18 protein-coding genes are annotated in these 16,894 nt (G+C 66.9%); 8 read left to right on the forward strand and 10 right to left on the reverse strand.

Translation table 11 applies throughout. From position 1 onward, the window contains the following. Positions 1-17 precede the first annotated feature (17 nt). Together AC1RWI_RS19800 and AC1RWI_RS19805 are read left to right on the forward strand one after the other, a co-directional pair. The gene (locus AC1RWI_RS19800) at positions 18-890 is read left to right on the forward strand and encodes a metal-dependent hydrolase (RefSeq protein WP_492868177.1); all 873 of its coding nucleotides are present in this window, start codon (positions 18-20) and stop codon (positions 888-890) included. Continuing rightward, positions 887-1,051 carry a rubredoxin gene (locus AC1RWI_RS19805; protein ID WP_492868179.1) on the forward strand — a complete coding sequence of 55 codons (165 nt, stop codon included), beginning with the start codon at positions 887-889 and terminating at the stop codon, positions 1,049-1,051. Before AC1RWI_RS19800 ends, AC1RWI_RS19805 begins: the two co-directional genes overlap by 4 nt. Before the next feature lie 36 nt (positions 1,052-1,087). Here the strand turns inward: AC1RWI_RS19805 and AC1RWI_RS19810 are convergent, their stop codons facing one another. Next, on the reverse strand, positions 1,088-1,993 hold the full coding sequence (locus AC1RWI_RS19810) for a MerR family transcriptional regulator (RefSeq protein ID WP_492868181.1): 906 nt from the start codon (positions 1,991-1,993) through the stop codon (positions 1,088-1,090). Positions 1,994-2,163: 170 nt separating this feature from the next. On the opposite strand from AC1RWI_RS19810, the gene AC1RWI_RS19815 reads away from it, so the two are divergent. From AC1RWI_RS19815 to AC1RWI_RS19825, 3 genes are all read left to right on the forward strand, one after another. Further along, positions 2,164-3,093: a LysR family transcriptional regulator gene (locus AC1RWI_RS19815; protein WP_492868183.1), complete on the forward strand. Its 930-nt coding sequence runs from the start codon at positions 2,164-2,166 to the stop codon at positions 3,091-3,093. A gap of 194 nt (positions 3,094-3,287) precedes the next feature. Beyond that, positions 3,288-4,256, forward strand: coding sequence for a Bug family tripartite tricarboxylate transporter substrate binding protein (locus tag AC1RWI_RS19820; protein ID WP_492868185.1), 969 nt, complete (start codon positions 3,288-3,290; stop codon positions 4,254-4,256). A 120-nt stretch (positions 4,257-4,376) separates the two neighbouring features. Next, the gene (locus AC1RWI_RS19825; RefSeq protein WP_492868187.1) at positions 4,377-5,348 is read left to right on the forward strand and encodes a M14 family metallopeptidase; all 972 of its coding nucleotides are present in this window, start codon (positions 4,377-4,379) and stop codon (positions 5,346-5,348) included. A 151-nt stretch (positions 5,349-5,499) separates the two neighbouring features. On the opposite strand, the gene AC1RWI_RS19830 is transcribed toward AC1RWI_RS19825, so the two are convergent. The 6 genes from AC1RWI_RS19830 to AC1RWI_RS19855 form a co-directional block, all read right to left on the reverse strand. Then, on the reverse strand, positions 5,500-6,027 hold the full coding sequence (locus AC1RWI_RS19830) for an Sbal_3080 family lipoprotein (protein ID WP_492868189.1): 528 nt from the start codon (positions 6,025-6,027) through the stop codon (positions 5,500-5,502). Between the two features lie 239 nt (positions 6,028-6,266). After that, entirely contained in the window at positions 6,267-6,470 is a 204-nt protein-coding gene (locus AC1RWI_RS19835) for a hypothetical protein (protein WP_043351053.1), read from the reverse strand. A 45-nt stretch (positions 6,471-6,515) separates the two neighbouring features. Next, positions 6,516-7,094 (reverse strand): OB-fold putative lipoprotein, encoded by a 579-nt coding sequence (locus tag AC1RWI_RS19840; RefSeq protein WP_043351055.1) that lies wholly within the window; start codon positions 7,092-7,094, stop codon positions 6,516-6,518. Between the two features lie 319 nt (positions 7,095-7,413). After that, entirely contained in the window at positions 7,414-7,827 is a 414-nt protein-coding gene (locus tag AC1RWI_RS19845; RefSeq protein ID WP_043352493.1) for a hypothetical protein, read from the reverse strand. 118 nt (positions 7,828-7,945) lie between these two features. After that, a complete protein-coding gene (locus AC1RWI_RS19850; RefSeq protein ID WP_492868192.1) occupies positions 7,946-9,163 on the reverse strand; it encodes an acyltransferase family protein in 1,218 nt (405 codons plus the stop codon). 149 nt (positions 9,164-9,312) lie between these two features. Further along, positions 9,313-10,488, reverse strand: coding sequence for an acyltransferase family protein (locus AC1RWI_RS19855; protein WP_043351059.1), 1,176 nt, complete (start codon positions 10,486-10,488; stop codon positions 9,313-9,315). A gap of 242 nt (positions 10,489-10,730) precedes the next feature. Here AC1RWI_RS19855 and AC1RWI_RS19860 point away from each other — a divergent pair, with 242 nt between their 5' ends. Next, positions 10,731-11,408 (forward strand): methyltransferase family protein, encoded by a 678-nt coding sequence (locus AC1RWI_RS19860; protein WP_492868194.1) that lies wholly within the window; start codon positions 10,731-10,733, stop codon positions 11,406-11,408. Positions 11,409-11,508: 100 nt separating this feature from the next. Here AC1RWI_RS19860 and AC1RWI_RS19865 read toward each other — a convergent pair whose 3' ends face one another. Further along, positions 11,509-11,961 (reverse strand): PA2169 family four-helix-bundle protein, encoded by a 453-nt coding sequence (locus AC1RWI_RS19865; RefSeq protein WP_043351062.1) that lies wholly within the window; start codon positions 11,959-11,961, stop codon positions 11,509-11,511. A gap of 426 nt (positions 11,962-12,387) precedes the next feature. Between AC1RWI_RS19865 and AC1RWI_RS19870 the strand changes: the two genes are divergently transcribed. Beyond that, complete coding sequence (locus AC1RWI_RS19870) at positions 12,388-13,242, forward strand: AraC family transcriptional regulator (protein ID WP_492868196.1); 855 nt, start codon at positions 12,388-12,390, stop codon at positions 13,240-13,242. Between the two features lie 241 nt (positions 13,243-13,483). Next, positions 13,484-14,191: a hypothetical protein gene (locus AC1RWI_RS19875; protein WP_492868198.1), complete on the forward strand. Its 708-nt coding sequence runs from the start codon at positions 13,484-13,486 to the stop codon at positions 14,189-14,191. Between the two features lie 260 nt (positions 14,192-14,451). Here the strand turns inward: AC1RWI_RS19875 and mnmE are convergent, their stop codons facing one another. Together mnmE and AC1RWI_RS19885 are read right to left on the reverse strand one after the other, a co-directional pair. Beyond that, positions 14,452-15,906: a tRNA uridine-5-carboxymethylaminomethyl(34) synthesis GTPase MnmE gene (mnmE, locus tag AC1RWI_RS19880; protein WP_043352498.1), complete on the reverse strand. Its 1,455-nt coding sequence runs from the start codon at positions 15,904-15,906 to the stop codon at positions 14,452-14,454. Positions 15,907-15,920: 14 nt separating this feature from the next. Next, positions 15,921-16,841 carry a CHAD domain-containing protein gene (locus AC1RWI_RS19885; RefSeq protein ID WP_492868200.1) on the reverse strand — a complete coding sequence of 307 codons (921 nt, stop codon included), beginning with the start codon at positions 16,839-16,841 and terminating at the stop codon, positions 15,921-15,923. Positions 16,842-16,894 lie beyond the last annotated feature (53 nt).

Consider the following 16,894-nt stretch of genomic DNA (forward strand, 5'->3'; position numbering starts at 1 on the left):
CGACAGGAGTACTCATCATGATGCCAGTCCGACGCGATGTGCATCCCCACTTGCCCGCCAGCCGCATCGCTGACTGGCACGTGCGGGGCCGCCATGTCACCCACTTCGTCAACGCGCTCTCGATCTTCTTTCCGGCGGGCGAACGCTTCTTCATGGACAGCGTGCGCGCCTATCGCGACGCTGTGACCGACCCCGAGCTCAAGCGCGCCATCGCAGGTTTTATCGGCCAGGAGGCCATGCACACGCGCGAGCATATTCTCTACAACCGGCTGATGACGGATGCGGGCCTGCCCGCCGAGCCGCTCGATCGGTTTGTTGGCAAACTGCTCAACGTGCTGCGCAAGATACTGCCCAAGTCATGGCAGCTCGCGCACACCATCGCGCTCGAGCACTACACCGCGATGCTTGCCGGCGGGCTGCTGGCGGACCCGGACCAGATGGGCGGCTCCGAGCCCGGCTATCACCAGGTGTGGATCTGGCACGCGCTGGAAGAGACCGAGCACAAGGCGGTGGCCTACGACGTGTGGAATGCCGTGATGAAGCCGGGGCTGTATCGCTATCTGCTGCGCACCTTCACCATGCTCACCACCACCGTGACGTTCTGGGCGATGGTGTTCGTGTTCCACATCCGGCTGGTGATGGCGGATCGCGAGTGCCGCAACAAGCTCGGCGGCTTTGGCGGCGTGGTGCGTTTCCTGTGGGGCAAGCCCGGCGTGCTGCGCAAGATGATGCCGGAGTGGTTCGATTATTTCCGGCCGGGGTTTCATCCCTGGGATCACGACAACCGTGCGCAACTGGCGCGCATCGAGCCGCTGATCGCGCAGATCGAGGCCAACTCCGCGCGGGCCGGCGTGTCCAGCCGGGCGCCTTCGGTGAGGGCCGCGGCATGAGGATCTGGCAGTGCGAGATTTGCGGGCTGGTCTACGACGAAGCCGCTGGCATGCCGGAGCATGGCATCGCGCCCGGCACGGCCTGGAGTGCCGTGCCGGAAGACTGGAGCTGCCCCGATTGCGGCATGCGCAAGGGCGATTTTCAGATGGTGGCGCTTTAGCGGGCTTTAGCGATCTATAGCGGGCGCGTACCTGTATCAGCGCCTGGCCTTGCGCGGCCCAGCCTTTGGCGCGTTGCCCGCGCGGCCGTCGTCCGGCGTGTCGTGCAAATGCTCGATGATGGCCGCCACGCGGTCGCCGAGGTATTTATTGGCCGACCGCTCCATGGCCCGCATCATCTCCGCTTCCACCGCCACCATGGCCAGCGGGCGGATGCGCCACAGGATATCCACCAGCCGCGGCACGTCCTGCGGCGGTGGCAGCTTGCCTTCGCCGAAGCGGTCCAGCTCGCGCACCACCATGGCCACGATCCGGTCCGATACGGCTTCGAAGTGCCCGCGTGCGTGCTCGACGATGGACAGCACATCTTCCAGCGCAAATCCCGCGCGCGCGATCTCCGCGCCGGCAGTCAGCATGCGCGGGCTGCGTGCGAGGTAGCCCATGCCGTCAGGTTCCAGCAGGCCAAGCGCGATGGCCTTGGCCAGCGCCGGGCGCGATATCGCGCGGCCGAACAGCTTGGCCAGCGCCAGGTAGGAATAGTGGCGCGGCGCTTCGTCGGTCCACGGGCTGCCGATGGCGGATTCCAGCCCGAGGATGGAGCGCAGGTCGTGCCCTTCCACGATGGCCTTGAGCAGCTCCTGGATATTGTTCAGCGTGTAGCCGCGCGCCAGCAGGTGGTTGATCAGCCTTAGCCGGCCCAGGTGCGTCTGCGTGTAGATGCCCACACGGCCGCGCCGCTCCGGCGGATCGATCAGGCCGCGGTCCTGGTAGGAGCGCACATTGCGCACCGTGGTGCCGGCCGCCCGCGCGAGTTCGTCGATGGTGTATTCCGGCGGCGTGCCGTTGCCGGAGCCGGAGCCGGCGGCATCGTAGGCGGCGAGCGCGGATGACGACGCGGACGACGGCGAGGAGGTGGGCGCAGCGCTGCGCTTGAAGAAGGCCATGGCAAAAATTCTACCCGAGTCGTGCGGCTGCCGTGTGTCGCATGCCGTGCGCCGCGCGCCGGGGCACGTACAGCTACAGCTACAATAATCGTAGCGCCGCTCTTCGCGACGGCGGCATTTGCCCGGATCATCCCCATTCAACTTCTGCGCGCGCCCTGGCGCGAGTCCTTATGCATATCCGCTGGCTGGAGGATTTTGTGTGCCTGGCCCAGGCCGGCAGCCTCGCGCGTGCGGCGGAGCTGCGCAACGTCACGCCGCCGGCATTCGGGCGCCGCATGCAGGCGCTGGAAGTCTGGGCGGGCGCGCCGCTGATCGATCGCAGTGTGTTCCCGGTGCGCCTCACCGATGAGGGGCGGCAGTTCCTGGAGGCCGCGCAGAGCGCGCTGCGCACGCTGGACGATACGCGCATGTCGCTGCGCGCGGCGCATCGGGCCGATGCCAGCACCGTGGTGATCGTCACCGGCAAGACGCTGGCGCGCTCGATGGTGCCGGCGTGGTTGGCCGGCCTGCGCCATGCGCTGCGCAACGACAAGGCGGCTGCGGGCTTTCGCACGCGGCTTTCCACCTTTGCCACGCACGACGCGCTGGCGATCTTCACCGAAGGCGACGCGGATTTCCTGCTTTGCTACAACTCGCCGGAGCAGCCGGTGACGCTGGACAGCGCGCGCTACCAGTACCACCTCGTGGGCGAGGAGCGCCTGGTTTGCGTGAGCGCGGCGGCCGATGGCGGCGGGCCACAGTACAAGTTGCTCGCGCGCGGCCAGCGCGCCCCGGTGCCGATGATCGCCTACGCGCAGACGCTGACCCTGGGCCGCATGGTCAACGGCGAGATCGCGCGGCGCGGGCTGGCCAGCCGGCTCGACGCGATCGCGGTCAGCGACTTCGCCGAATCCGTGCATGAAATGGTGCGCCAGCGCATGGGCCTGGCGTGGTTGCCCGCGCGGCTGATCGCCGATGACCTGCACGCCGGGCGCCTGGTGCGCGCCGGGCTGGAGGTAGGCGGCGAGTCGGACCTCGTGATGCAGATCCTGCTGTATCGCCCGCGCGCGCCCATGCGGGCACTGGGCGAGGCCTTCTGGCATGCGGCGGTGGCGGGCTAACGCCACTCGCCGCGTCCGCCTTGGCGCGGGCCCCGGCCCGATCCCAGCCCTTCATTCCCCACCCCTTGCCAAAACGGCAAGCGCCATTGCCAAAGCCGCACGTTGCTGCGCCCGCATGCTCTCTAAGATCGCCGCATGCCTGCATACCTTGCCTGTCTGCATACGGCGCAAATCAAAAAACGGAGAGACCTGCCATGAACAAACTGCTGCGTGCGGCTGCTGCCGCATCCTTCTGCCTGCTTGCCGGCGGCGCCAGCGCCTCGGGCTGGCCGACCAAGCCGATTTCCCTGGTGGTGGGCTACACCGCGGGCGGCAGCGTCGACCTGGTGGCGCGCACCATCGCGCCGGAACTGGGCAAGCGCCTGGGCCATAGCGTGGTGATCGAGAACCTGGGCGGCGCGGGCGGCACCATTGGCGCGTCCAAGGTGGTCAAGGCCGACGCCGACGGCTACACGCTGCTGATGGGCTCGGGCAGCGAGGTCTCGATCGCGCGCCTGACCAACCCCGCCGTGCGCTACGACGGCGAGCGCGACCTGGCGCCGATCACCTTCGTCGGCACCCAGCCGATGGTGCTGGTGGGCAAGTCCGCGCTGCCGGCCAGGAACGCCGACGAGCTGATCGCGCTGGCCAAGGCGCAGCCGGGCAAGCTGGCCTATGCCTCGTCCGGCGTGGGTACGCCGCTGAACCTGGCCGGCGAGCTGATCAAGCAGCAAGGCAAGGTCAACATCACCCATGTGCCCTACAAGGGTGCATCCGCCATGTCCACTGACCTGCTCGGCGGCCAGATCGACCTCGCCGTGATGGTGCTGTCGTCGGCGCTGCCGCATATCCAGGCTGGCCGGGTCAAGGCCTACGGCGTGACCGAAGGGCACCGCGCCCAGGTGGCGCCCAACGTACCCGCGCTGGCGGAAAGCAGCACGCTCAAGGGCGTGGACATGGGTGTGTGGTTTGGCCTGATGGCGCCGGCCAATACGCCGCGCGCCGTGGTAGACCGCCTGAACACCGAGATGCAGGCCGTGCTGGCCATGCCCGACGTGAAGAAGAAGCTGGCCGAGGCCGGCGTGGAAGTGGCGCCGGGCGGCCCGGGCCAGTTCGCCAGCTTTATCAAGCGCGAGACGGTGAAGTACAAGAGCATCGTCCAGACTGCCGGCATTCACGAATAAGGGGACGGCGGCAGGCGTACCATTTGCTTGTCGCAAGCGGCGGTGCCGGCGCTTGCCGCCCGCCCTTGCTACTTTCGCTCCTCAGTCGCTATCACTGGCAATCTTGCCGACCCAAAAGACATGACGACCACTGCCCCCAGCTTCGACGCTTACCCGGTTGAAGTCGAGTTCCCCGATATCTCCACCTACGCCGCCGGCAACGCCGGCGTGGCTTACGTCCACACCTTCGACAGCGGCGTGCCCGGCCCGCACGTGATGGTCAATGCGCTGACCCACGGCAACGAGGTGTGCGGCGCCATCACCGTCAAGGCGCTGCTGGACCTGGGCCTGCGCCCGCGCCGCGGCCGCCTGACGCTGGCCTTCGCCAACGTCGACGCGTACCACAGCTTCGATGCGGCCCGCCCGGATGCGTCGCGCTATGTCGACCAGGATTTCAACCGCGTGTGGACGGCCGCCGTGCTCGACGACACCACCCGTGACTCGTCCGAGCTGCGCCGCGCGCGGGCCATGCGCCCGGTCATCGATACCGTGGACCTGCTGCTCGACCTGCACTCCATGCACGAGAAGAGCTTGCCGCTGATCGTGTCCGGCCCGCTCGACAAGGGCATCGCCCTGTCGCGCGCCGTGGGCGCGCCCGCCAATGTGATCGTGGACGAGGGCCATCCGGAAGGACGGCGCATGCGCGACTACGAAGGCTTTGGCGACCCCGCCAGCGCCAGGAACGCGCTGCTGGTCGAATGCGGCCAGCACTGGGAAGCCGCTGCCGTGGGCGTGGCCCGGGACAGCACCGCGCGCTTCCTGCTCCATGCCGGCGTGATCGACGCGGCCGACGTGCCCGCTGGCTGGCTCCTGCCCTTGGCGCCGCAGCGCGTGGTACGCGTGACCGAACCCGTGGTCGCCAGCAGCATGGACTTCCGCTTCGCCGGCCCATACACCGGGCTGGAAACCTTCGCCGAAGCCGGCACGGTGATCGGCTGGCGCGACGGCGAGCCGGTGGTCACGCCGTATCCGGATTGCGTGCTGGTGATGCCGTCGCTGCGGCAACTGCGCCCGGGCGTGACCGTGGTGCGCCTGGGGCAGGTGGTAGGCTGAGCGGTTGATTCAAGTGCGCAGGCACGCACAAGCAAGCGCCCCCTGAAGAGGCGCCATTCGTGCGTGTCTGCGCGCCCCGCAAGGGAATAACGCCGCACTTCTCGCTGTCATGGGTACGCCATCGCCAAGGCGATGGAGGCGATGGAGGCGGTCAGGCTGGCGTAGCCGGCGATTGCGGGGCGGCCGGCGCACCTGGCGTGCCTGCCGTAGACGGCTTTGGCCGCATGCCGGGCAGCAATTGCTCGAACAGCTCGTCGATCTTCATCTCGGGCGGGACCAGGTTGCTCAGGTTGAGGCCACCGGCGCTGCGCAGGGCATCGTAGTTCGCCTTGCCGGCGCGCTCGCCGTTGATATAGACGATGATCTCCGCCGTACTCAGGAAATCGCGCCAGTAGGTCTGGCGTTGCATGTAGACCGTGGCGGTATAGGGGCACGACGCCACCGACGAGCCGGGCGACAGCATCTTGAACTCAAAACCGCGCTGCTGCACCGAGTCGCGGATATATTCCGCATAGGCATTGCCGCCGCTGCCCGGGTTGGCGATCACGCAAAACAGCGTACCGTCGGCGGGCTGCATGGAGGCGATACGGTCGCCGCGGTCGACCGGCACGACGGCCTGGTACGTGGCGCAGCCGGTGACCAGCAAGCCTAGGCTGGCGGCTAGCAATGCTCTTTTCATGATGTTCCTGGAAGCGCTGGTGCAAGGGTGCCGAACCGGGTTGTCGGCAAGCGCGCCAGGCAACTTTAGGCCATTGCGGCGGCGGCAATCGTTGGAACAGAGCAGGAAAATCGGTCCAGCGCTGGTTCTGCGGCGGGTGGGCTCAGAGCACAATGGCCTGGCGGCGGCGTAGCGCCATCACCTGCGCCTCGAAGGCGCGCGCGGCCGTGGCCCCGATCGGCAGCCTTCGTCAGGCTGCCTCAGGCCTTTGCCACCCCCCCGCTGGCCATCGTGCCCACTACCATCAGGCAGATCGCGGCAAGGAACACCCCCACCAGCAGGATCTGCAGGCGCCCCACCGGGCGGCCCTTCAGGAAGGCGTTGCTGATGAACGGTGGCGAGACCAGCCCCACCACGGTGACGATCAGGATGGTCAGGGCGAGTACGGAAAGCAGGGTTTGCATGCTGGATATCGATCTGGGTAAATCCGGGTAAGTCAGTGCTCGCGCTCAGTTGGCGCCGCCACGCACAAGGCAATCTTCGAGGACGGGCGAGCCTTCCACCTGGCCCGCGCCGGTGCATTCCACGGCCACCTTCTGTCCGCGCCGGACCATGGTTGCGCGTGCCTCGACCTCGCAGGTGCGCCCGGCGGGGCCACAGATCTGGATCGGCAGGAGCTTGGCGCGTACCACCAGGGTCGGGCTATTGGAGCGGATATCCAGGAAGACCGTGTCGTTTCCCTCGCGCCTCGCGCCGCTGGCCACGCCCTCCACGATGAAATACTTGCCCAGGTAGCGGTCGTTGGCCGTGCCAACGTTCTCCTGGTAATCGTCGACAAGGGTGTCCGCCTGGTATTGCGGCAGGATGTCGGTGGAGCGGTTCGGGTCGATGCTGATCGGGTCCAGCGTGCCGTTCTTGGGCACGCCGCGCGCGCCGGCGTTGGGCTCCGGCACCGCCGCGGACGCTGCCGTGACCGGCTCGGGGGCCGGCTCTTCCTGCTGCGCTTCATGGTTGCCGGTGAGCCACAACATGCCAAGGACGGCAAGGGCGACAACACCGATAAGGATTTGCTGGGTACGGTTCAACATCCGGGGTTTCCTGCAATAGAAATAGGCCATTGCGCCGGCACGCTCGGCTCAGCTGCCAGCCCGCCTGTGGCAAGGCCTGGCGGCGCCAGGCCGGGCGCTCGGGCGGGGCTTGCCAAAAAGTTGCCCACAGCTTTGCCCACAGGGTTGTTCGGTCTTCTCCACAGACTTGTCCACAGCCTGGGCGAGGTGCCGCGTGGGGATCCGGGGGGAGGCATGCGCATGCGCTTCATGGCGATGGCGTGACGTAAAGCCGGCTTGCTGCGGGGCCGCCGGGCTGCGCCGCATCAAGCCGCATCAAGCCGCAACCGGCAAGCCGCGCTCAGTGAAGGTGCCGCAGCCCGGTTTCGTCGTCGTCTTCGTCCTCGTCTTCCCAGTCTTCATGCTCGATCGGGGTGTCCGGCGCCATGTCGAACACCATCGAGTGGTGCTGCACGGTGAACCAGTCACGGAACTGCTGCAGCGTCAGCGTTTGCGGCCACAGGCTTTCGTCGAACCACTCCCCCAGCATGAATTCGAACAAGCCGCGCCAGCGCTGTTCCACCCACTGCAGCGCTTCCGACGTGGTCGAAACATCGTCCGGCACCAGGAACACACTCTGGTCCTCGCGCACATGCTCAAGGGTCAGCGTGGCTACCGGGTCGATATCCACGGCCATGATCCATTCGAAGAAAGGCTGCTGCGGCACCAGTACGACGAGCGAGCGATTGAGGGTAAAGCGGGGATGATCGGTCATGGCAGGGGCTCGTTCGCTGAAACGGCCCATTGTAGCGGTTGGCCGTGCCCGCATGCGATTCATCGGTGGGCCGGCGGCCCGGCACTGCCAGGCCGCCGCCCGCCGCGGATCAGCATGCCTAGATGATGGGCCGTCCGCGCCTGGCGGGGTCGGCGCCAAACGTGTCGCGCGCCGGCAAGGCGGCGGATGGCGGGGGCGGCGCCGGTGTGGGAACCCGGTTGGGGAACAGCATGTCCTTTAGCCCCAGGAAGCGCTTTTCGATCAGGTGCCAGCTCAGCAAGGCCGCTGCGATGGAGGCGCACAGGCACGCCGCCGAAAAGCCCAGCTGCCAAGGGATCTGGCTGCCGAATAACAGGCGCGGCTCGCCGAACACCTTGACCGCCGCCACGCGGATGATCGGGTGGAACACGTAAAGCGCGTAGCTGTACTTGCCCAGGAACACCAGGTACCGGTTGCTGAACACGGCGTGCCGGTCCGTGGCGCAGGCCGCGTAGATCAGGCCCACCGCCACCATGGCAACCACCGAGAAGCCCACGGTGTAGATCAGCGGGCTGGCTTCCAGCCGGGAGCCCATGGCCGCGAGCCCGCCCGCCAGCACCAGCAGCGCCAACGGCGCCGCCTTCACCAGCCAGGGCTTGAAGTGCAATCCGCGCCGGACCGCCATCGCCAGCAACGCGCCGGCCACCAGGCCATCCAGCCGGGCCGGCGTGAACACCGAAATGGCATCCGCGCTGAAGCCTTGCAATACCATGCCGACGCGCAGCGCCAGCGTTCCCGCCAGCAGCACCAGGCAGAGCCGGCGCATGGCGGCCAACGGCAACAGCAGCACCAGCAACGGCCACACGGCGTAGAACTGCTCCTCGATGGCAAGCGACCACAAATGCCCCGCGCCCGCGCCGAAGAATGTGCCGGCCAGCGCCTGCTTGAGGTTGGACAGATACAGCACGAACCACGGCCAGCTGGCCTGCACCGCCTCCAGCTTGGCCTGCTCGTTGGCGCCGACGCGGTGCGAGATCAGCGGGAACAGCAGCACAAACAGGACGGCCAGGTAGAAGTAGTACAGCGGAAAGATGCGCAGCACGCGGCGCCCGTAGAACGCGCGCAGATAGTTGGGCGCGCCCTTGGTGCGCAGCAGGATGCCCGTGATCAGGAATCCCGACAGCGCAAAGAAGATATCCACGCCAATCCACCCCGTCATCGACAACTGGTAGAACAGGCGGTCGAGCGGCAGGTCCGACACCAGGCCCACATGGGCAAAGTGATAGAGCATCACGATCAGGACCGCCAGGCCCCGCACACCGTCGAGCGCGCAAACGTGTGTACCGTCTCGGTTCATGTTCACTCCCTGCCTGGGATGGCCACGCCCGGCGCGGGCGGGCTCCCCCGGGGCTGCCGTGGTGCGATGTCAAAAGGTACCGCGCGGCCTGCCCCCTGTTGGTGTGGCAGCCAACACAGGCCAACACAGGCCAGCAGTGCAACGCCCACTTACAAGGCCTGCTGCGGCAAGTCCTGGAGCGGTTCCGCCTCGACGCTGTGCGCGGGCGCGCCGCCCTCCTCGCTCACCGCCTCCAGGGCTGTTGCCCGCGCTCGCCTGCCGAGCCAGCTCCTGAGCCGCAGGAAAGGCGCTTCGACCAGCAAGTAACTCAGCGCCGCGGCTGCCAGCGTCTCCAGGATGCAAAAGGGGAAGCGCAGCGCCAGCGGCGACGCCGTGCTGGTAAACAGCTGCTGCCAGACATACAAGCTGAACGAGATCGTGCCCACGAACACAAAGGCCTTGCTCCTGAGCAGGCGCGATATCCACAACTCGGGCCGCTCTACCACGGCAAGGATCAGCAGGCCGGCCGCCGCCGCCAGCGCCACCGGACCATAGGTCGCCGTCCAGATGCCGCCGGCCAGGGTGCCGATGACCGGCAGGCCCAGCAGCAGTGCCAGGATCAGCGCCGGCAACGCGAACGCGCCGGCAAAGCGTGCGTTCAGTTGCGCCTTCAGCCGCTCGCGGTCCAGCGCGATATAGCATCCCATCAGCACCGGGTCCACGCCCGTGTGCAGCATCAGCCCCAGCTGCCCGCGCAGCGAAGGCGTCGTGAAATAGCAGAGCACCCTCACCAGCGGCATCAGCATGATCACCAGCACCAGCCAACGCGGATTCCTGCCGCGCAGCAGCAGCAATAGCACTGGCGGCCACAGCCAGTAGAACTGCTCGTCCAGCGCCAGCGTCCAGAAATGGCCGAGCAGCCACGCGCCGGCGGGATGCACCATGTTGACGTTGCCCAGCCCGAGCATCTCGGAGTAATTCCAGAGGTGCGCGGCCGCAAACAGGAGCTGCCGCGCATCGACATCGATCAGCCCGACAATGCCGAACAGGCCCAGCGCGATCAGGTAGACATAGAAAGCCGGCCAGATGCGCAGCGCGCGGCGGCCATAGAAACGCATCAGCTTGATGGAGCCGCAGGCGCGCCACTCCGCCTGCAGCAGCTCCGTAATCAGGAAGCCGCTCAGCACGAACGAGATGAACACGCCGACGCCGCCGTTCGCGAAATACCGCAGCGGCGCGAGCAATCCCGTGTACCCCCCCTTGGCCATGTGCTCCGCATGGCTGATGACCACCAGCATGACCGCGACGCTGCGAAGCCCGGTCAGCTCTAGAACGCGACGGCTCATTTTTCCTACCCCTCAAGGTGTCGGGGGGCGCAGTACTCTGCCATGCCGCCCTCGCTTGCCGCCGCGCCACAACGCTCTGCGGCGTCGCGGTGGCCGCGCGCGGCGCGCGCAACCGATGGGCATGCGCAACGAATCTAGCTGGCCCCGCGGGCGCGCTCTGTGCGCCGGCATACCAAGTGCGTGCTAACGTGCAAGCATGACAAACGCGCGGCTACCGGTTCGGCGGCAAGGAGGCGGGCGCCATGGGATTCAAGGTCGGAATGACGCTGGCGGCGAAGGGCCTGCTCTTTGCGGCCCTGCTGTTTGGCGCGGCGGGCACGCTGGCCTGGCCAGCCGCCTGGGCCTATCTCATCCTGTTTTTTGGCGGCGGCTATTGGCTCACGCAACGCCTGGCGCGGCACGATCCGGCGCTGCTCGCCGAGCGCATGAAGATGCCGCTGCAACGCGGCCAGCCGTTCTGGGACAAGATCCTGCTGCCCTGCGTGCTCGCGGCGTGGATTGCCTGGATGGTGCTGATGGGCCTGGATGCGGTGCGCTTTCGCTGGTCCGCAATGCCGCTGTGGCTGCAGTGCCTGGGCGCGGTGCTGCTGGTGCTGTCATTTCTCGTGATTGACCGCGTGTTTCACGAAAACACCTTCCTCGCGGCCGTGGTCAGGATCCAGGCCGAGCGCGGGCACCGGGTGGTGTCGAGCGGCCCCTACGCCGTGGTTCGCCACCCGCTCTATGCCACCATGCTGGTGTTCCTGCCGGCCAATGCGCTGATGCTCGGCTCCTGGTACGGCGTGGCCGCATCGCTGGTGCTCATTGGCGCCATCGTGTTTCGCACGGCAATGGAAGACCGCGAGCTGCAGCGCGGCCTCAAGGGCTACGCGGCCTATGCGGCCCGGGTGCGATACCGGCTGGTCCCGTTCGTCTGGTAGCTCGCCAGGCGTCAGGCAGGCAGCCGGTCTTTGCTGCGGTCTATGCTGCGGTCTTTGCTGCTGATCGCAGGGGATTGCCGACGATCAGCGCATCGCAGCCTCAATGAATCTGCATTCCGCGCATGGCGTGGATGCGATCGTGATGCCACTGTATGCCCTCGTACTGGCGCTGCACCACCGCGCGGATCTCGGGCGGCATGTCCCTCGTCAGTGCCGACTGGTACTCGCGCTTTGCCGTTTCCTCATCGCGCTCGCACAGTTGCAGCACCGCATCGTCGTTGTGCGGCGCGATCACGTGCAACACTTCCATCCAGCCGCGATGCAGCGTGCCGCCCATGCTGCCGCGATCCCGGGGCTCCGCGCCCAGCGATGTCACCAGTGCCTGCAACTCCATCACCGAGGCGCGGCACGATTCCGCCGTGCCCGTGAGGATCGCGCGTATCTCGGGGTTATGCACCTCGCGGGCGCCGGTCGTGCAACTGAGCTCGCCGTCCTTGCCGACCTCGATCAGGTGGTTCAGGGTGCCGACGATTTGTCCTTGCGCGTTGGTCATGATGATCTCCTTGCCGGTCTTGCATGGACAGGAGCCCGTGCGAATTCTCGTGCGAGTTTTCGTGCGAGTTTTCGTGTGAACCCCCGCGTACATCCGCGCCGCACGCTACACGCCTGGCGTCGATGCCGGTCCGGGATTCAGGCCCCTGCTTCCTGTGCTTGCCTTGCCTGGTTGGCTTGCCGCGCGGCACTTGTGCTATTGGCTCGCGCGCTGGCAGCCGCGTGGACCAGCGCCGGGCGAGATAGGGGTGGGATTTCAGTATAGGAGGGCGTGCGGACTCGTTGGGGGAGCGCTGCCAGGTTTGTGCGCCGCAGCTTGCCGGAACCGACCCACATGCGCTTGCCTGCACTTTGCGCTAGCCAAGCCACAAAAAAACCGCAAAATCTGCAAACCGGCTGCCGGTAGATTGCACGCCATGGAGACCACATGAAGCCCGAGACCCGAATCCAGTACGCCCAACGCATGGAACCCGTCCTGCGGTGGCTGGCAAGCCACCCCGACGCCGACCCGCAGCTGTACCAACTGGCTGACCTGGCCTGCCTGTCGCCGTATCACTTCCATCGCGTCTATCGCGCCATGATGGGAGAAACGGTGAACGCCACGGTACAACGCCTGCGCATGCACCGTGCGGCGATCGCGCTGGCCGGTACCGAAGCTTCATTGCGTGATGTGGCGCTGCGTGCCGGCTACGAGTCGGACGCGGCGTTCAACCGGGCATTTGGCGCGGCCTTCGGCATCCCGCCGGGGCGGTATCGCGCAGCCCGCTCCGGTCCCTTCAATCCTCAGGAGCCAGGCATGTACCCCATCACGATCGAAACCTTTCCCGGCACCGTTCTGGCCACGCTGCCCCATCGTGGCAGCTATCAGGAAATCGGCCCGGTGTTCACCCGCATCTTCATGCTGGCGGCCAGCCGGGGCCTTGCCAGCCCGGACGCCATCGGCTTTGGCGTGTACTTCAGCGATCCCGAACAGGTGCCGGTCGCGCAACTGCGCTCGCTGGCCGGCCTGTCAATTGCGCCAGATGCCGACCTGGGCGAGGAACTGGAGCGATTCGAAATCCCGGCCGGCCGCTGCGCGATGCTGACCTACACAGGCCCCTACAACGAGATGAGCAAGGCGTACAACTGGATGTTCTCGGAATGGCTGCCGAGCAGCGGGGTCGTGCCGGCGGACTTTCCCATGTTCGAGCAATACGTGAACGATCCTCGCACCACGCCGCCCGCGCAGTTACAGACGCGGATCTGCCTGCCGGTGAAGTCGGGCCGGCGCAGGAGCGAGTGAGCGACCGCAACACACTAATTTAGAGGCCATTTCCAAAAGCTGCTGGCGTCGTTGCGTGGCCTTGGCCGATCCACTTGCACTGTCTGCGGCCGCGCGCGTAGCCAGCACCGCTTTTCGCTTCATTTATCGCCCAGCGCTCGCCCCGCCGCACGCCATTTGAGCGCATGGAATATGCGCCTAATTGGGCACACCCAGCCCGAGATGTCGTAGAGTGCCGGCTGTGCTTGCTGCCCGCCATCCCATGTCATTCCGATCCGCCAGCGCCTTCTTCGCCAGACTCATTCCCTCGATCATCTCCGACCTGCGCAGGATTGCGAGTCGTTCCCGCGGCGAAACGACAGTTGAGGATTTACAAGCCGAGGCCTGGTTGGTGGCGGATGAGTTGAGCAGGGATCGTGACCCGCCTCCGGACGCAGGTGACAAGGGATTTCATCAACAGATCCTGGGGCGGCTCTACAACCGCTTCGTGAAATACGCCGACAAGCGATTTCGCTTTGCCGTGCGCCTGGACGAGCAGCGCGACGATGACGACGGCGGCACGTTCGAGAATCCGGTCTTGGCTGCGCTTGAGGCGCCAGCGGCGTATGAACCCACTCAGGCGCTGGAGCTGCGAGAGGAAGAGCTCGCGCGTGAGACTCAGATGCGCGGTCGTTTTGCAGAGGCTGTGGCTTACCTACGCGTCTTCGACGCCATGAAGCAAGATCGACGCGCTATCGCGGATCGCCTGGCGATCGCGGTCTGCACCCTACGACGGCGCATGCATCGAGCGGAACGGATGGTGGAACGGCAACCTTCATTGTTCGACGGCGTGACGGTCATTTCTGGTGACTTCATTCCACCGCACAGAGCAAGGAAGTGCTGCGGCAAGAGCACCCTGCAGGACGGCAGCAAGAGCACCGCACAGGCACGCCTGTTTCCGCGCGCTTACGTTCCCCTGCGTCGACTCTAAAGGCGCCCGCGCGGCGCTGGCGCAATATCCATCTACGGCTTGGAGGGGTCCCCGTTTTGCGCGATCAGGTAGCCGGCATAGCGGGACAGTTCGAAGTCTTCCACCGCCCGGCGAGCCCCGGAGCCGATAGAGACCATTTTCCTAACGTGGCGAAAATGGTCGTCCGTGGCTTGTCCGGATCGAGTGCAGGCCTCCTTGGCCTTATCGATCACTCGTCGGAAACCCTCCCAGTTCGCCCATTGCAGGCGCTTGGCAACCCTCTACTTGCCGATACAAAACCGCGTAAAAATCGTCCCCAGCAGATCATCGCTGCTGAACTCGCCGGTGATGCTGTTCAGATGGTCCTGCGCCAGGCGCAGTTCTTCGGCGAACAGGTCCAGCGCCTGCGCCTCTTGCGCTGCGCGCTCTTCGGCCAGGTCCAGGTGCGATTGCGCGTTGCGCAGCGCGGTGAGGTGCCGCTCGCGCGCGAGGAAGGTGCCTTCGTTGCCGGATTGCCAGCCCACCAGCCGCAGCAACTGGCCGCGCAGCAGGTCGATGCCGGCGCCGGTGCGCGCGGAGATCCATACCTCGGCCGGGTTCGGGCCGATGGCGGCCACCACGTGTGGGCGATCGGCGCCGAAGTGATGCTCGCCTACCTTGGGCGCCAGGTCGATCTTGTTGACCACGCGCAGGATCGGCGAGCCCGGCGGCAGGTGGCCGCAGAGCCGGTCGTCGATGGCGTCGTCGATCTCCGACAAGCCGTGTTCCACGTAGTCGGCCGCGTCCACCAGGTGCAGCACCAGGTCGGCGCGGCCCACGGCTTGCCAGGTGCGCTCGATGCCGATGCGCTCGACTTCGTCGGTGGCGTCTTCACGCAGGCCGGCGGTGTCGATGATATGCAGCGGGATGCCTTCGATCTGGATGGTCTCGCGCACACGGTCGCGCGTGGTGCCGGGAATCGGCGTGACGATGGCGAGCTCCGCGCCGGCCAGCGCGTTGAGCAGCGACGACTTGCCCACATTGGGCTGGCCCGCCAGCACCACCGACAAGCCCTCGCGCAGCAGCGAGCCCTGCTTGGCCTGCGCCAGCACGCCGCCCAGCGCATCACGGATATTGGCCAACTGGCCGCGCGCGTTGGAGGCTTCGAGGAAGTCGATCTCTTCCTCGGGGAAATCCAGCGTGGCTTCCACCAGCATGCGCAGGTGGATCACCTGCTCCACCAGCGCGCGGATGGCGTCGGAGAACACGCCCTCCATGGAGCGCGCGGCCGAGCGCGCGGCGGCTTCGGTGCTGGCCTCGATCAGGTCGGCCACGGCTTCCGCCTGGGCCAGGTCGAGCTTGTCGTTCAGAAAGGCGCGGCGCGTGAACTCGCCGGGCTCGGCCAGGCGCAGGCCCATCTCGCGGCCGGCATCCAGGCAGCGCGCCAGCAGCATCTGCATCACCACCGGGCCGCCGTGGCCCTGCAGCTCCAGCACTTCCTCGCCGGTGTACGAGTGCGGCGCGGGGAAGTACAACGCCAGGCCGTGATCGATCGCTTTGCCGTGCGCATCCAGGAACGGCAGGTAGGTGGCGTGGCGGGCTTTCAGCGCCTGGCCACACACGGCCTGCGCAATCGCGCTCACGTCGGGGCCGGACACGCGCACCACGCCGATGCCGCCACGCCCGGGCGCGGTAGCAATGGCGGCGATGGGCGTGGTGCGAGCGGAGCGAGGCTGGAGGGAGTGGGTTGCGGTCATGGCGGTCGTGGCAGTCATGGCGATATTGTCGCAGATCGATCTGGCGCAACCGTGGTACCTGGCGCATCCGGCGCATCCGGCGCATCCGGCACATCCGGCACATCCGGCACATCCGGCACATCCGGCACGTGCGCTGCATCTGCTGCATCCGCAGCGGGCATGTTCAGGCACTCCATCATCAGGCGGCGTGCCACGGCGCCGTCGATCAGGTCACCCAGGCTGCCTTGGCGCTTCACCAGCTTGCCGTGCAGGCGCTTGGCATAGCGCTTGGCCAGTACCGGCTCCAGCGCCTCGATCACATAGCGCAGCCGTTTGCTGCCAAGGCGAAAGCGATGCACGCGCGCCAGGTCTTGCGAGCGCGCGGCACGCGCCAGCGACTTCACGCGCTTGCACGCGCGGCGCAAGCGCCGGCGCGCAAACACTGCCAGCCGGTCCTGCGCGGCGGCGCCCGCCCGCGGCGCGCCGCCCGCGCCCAGGTGCGTGAGGTCGCGGTGCAGCACGGGCAGTGGCCAGTGCTGGTGTTCAGTGAGTTGCGCCAGCATGGTGGCGCGTGCGTAGTGGCGGCGCGTCATCGCAGTGTCATGCACCGCCAGCAGCACCGGATCCTCGGGCTGCAAGTCCAGCGCCGGGCGCAAGGTCGCGCTGATGAACACGTCCCAGTCGCGCACATCGCTGGCGGCCTGCGCCAGCTTGCGCAGGCAATCATCCCAGCGCGCGCGGATGGCCTTGGGCAGGGCCGGGGCAAATGCCCAGCATACGGCGCGCAGACGCCGCACCGCCACGCGCAACGCATGCACATCATCAGGATGGTCGCGCCGGTGCAAGGCATCCAGCTGATCGGCAACCGCCACCAGGCCCGCATCGCCGAGCGCGATGAAGGCATCGATGGCGCGCATGCGCGGGTGCAGCTGCATGGGAAGGTTGGCGGCGCGCATGGCGTATCGGCGTGGGCATAACTACCGGAAGCTACCGGAACAGCCTGATCTTG

This window comes from Cupriavidus sp. MPR-AND1C, assembly GCF_058809705.1.

Coding starts and splice junctions, on each gene's coding strand:
- AC1RWI_RS19865 (WP_043351062.1), bottom strand. CDS start 11,961: ATGACCAACGCGCAAGGACAAATCGTCGGCACCCTGAACCACCTGATC.
- AC1RWI_RS19870 (WP_492868196.1), top strand. CDS start 12,388: ATGAAGCCCGAGACCCGAATCCAGTACGCCCAACGCATGGAACCCGTC.
- AC1RWI_RS19850 (WP_492868192.1), bottom strand. CDS start 9,163: ATGAACCGAGACGGTACACACGTTTGCGCGCTCGACGGTGTGCGGGGC.
- AC1RWI_RS19805 (WP_492868179.1), top strand. CDS start 887: ATGAGGATCTGGCAGTGCGAGATTTGCGGGCTGGTCTACGACGAAGCC.
- AC1RWI_RS19875 (WP_492868198.1), top strand. CDS start 13,484: ATGTCATTCCGATCCGCCAGCGCCTTCTTCGCCAGACTCATTCCCTCG.
- AC1RWI_RS19830 (WP_492868189.1), bottom strand. CDS start 6,027: ATGAAAAGAGCATTGCTAGCCGCCAGCCTAGGCTTGCTGGTCACCGGC.
- AC1RWI_RS19885 (WP_492868200.1), bottom strand. CDS start 16,841: ATGCGCGCCGCCAACCTTCCCATGCAGCTGCACCCGCGCATGCGCGCC.
- AC1RWI_RS19825 (WP_492868187.1), top strand. CDS start 4,377: ATGACGACCACTGCCCCCAGCTTCGACGCTTACCCGGTTGAAGTCGAG.
- mnmE (WP_043352498.1), bottom strand. CDS start 15,906: ATGACCGCAACCCACTCCCTCCAGCCTCGCTCCGCTCGCACCACGCCC.
- AC1RWI_RS19800 (WP_492868177.1), top strand. CDS start 18: ATGATGCCAGTCCGACGCGATGTGCATCCCCACTTGCCCGCCAGCCGC.
- AC1RWI_RS19845 (WP_043352493.1), bottom strand. CDS start 7,827: ATGACCGATCATCCCCGCTTTACCCTCAATCGCTCGCTCGTCGTACTG.
- AC1RWI_RS19835 (WP_043351053.1), bottom strand. CDS start 6,470: ATGCAAACCCTGCTTTCCGTACTCGCCCTGACCATCCTGATCGTCACC.
- AC1RWI_RS19860 (WP_492868194.1), top strand. CDS start 10,731: ATGGGATTCAAGGTCGGAATGACGCTGGCGGCGAAGGGCCTGCTCTTT.
- AC1RWI_RS19840 (WP_043351055.1), bottom strand. CDS start 7,094: ATGTTGAACCGTACCCAGCAAATCCTTATCGGTGTTGTCGCCCTTGCC.
- AC1RWI_RS19855 (WP_043351059.1), bottom strand. CDS start 10,488: ATGAGCCGTCGCGTTCTAGAGCTGACCGGGCTTCGCAGCGTCGCGGTC.
- AC1RWI_RS19810 (WP_492868181.1), bottom strand. CDS start 1,993: ATGGCCTTCTTCAAGCGCAGCGCTGCGCCCACCTCCTCGCCGTCGTCC.
- AC1RWI_RS19815 (WP_492868183.1), top strand. CDS start 2,164: ATGCATATCCGCTGGCTGGAGGATTTTGTGTGCCTGGCCCAGGCCGGC.
- AC1RWI_RS19820 (WP_492868185.1), top strand. CDS start 3,288: ATGAACAAACTGCTGCGTGCGGCTGCTGCCGCATCCTTCTGCCTGCTT.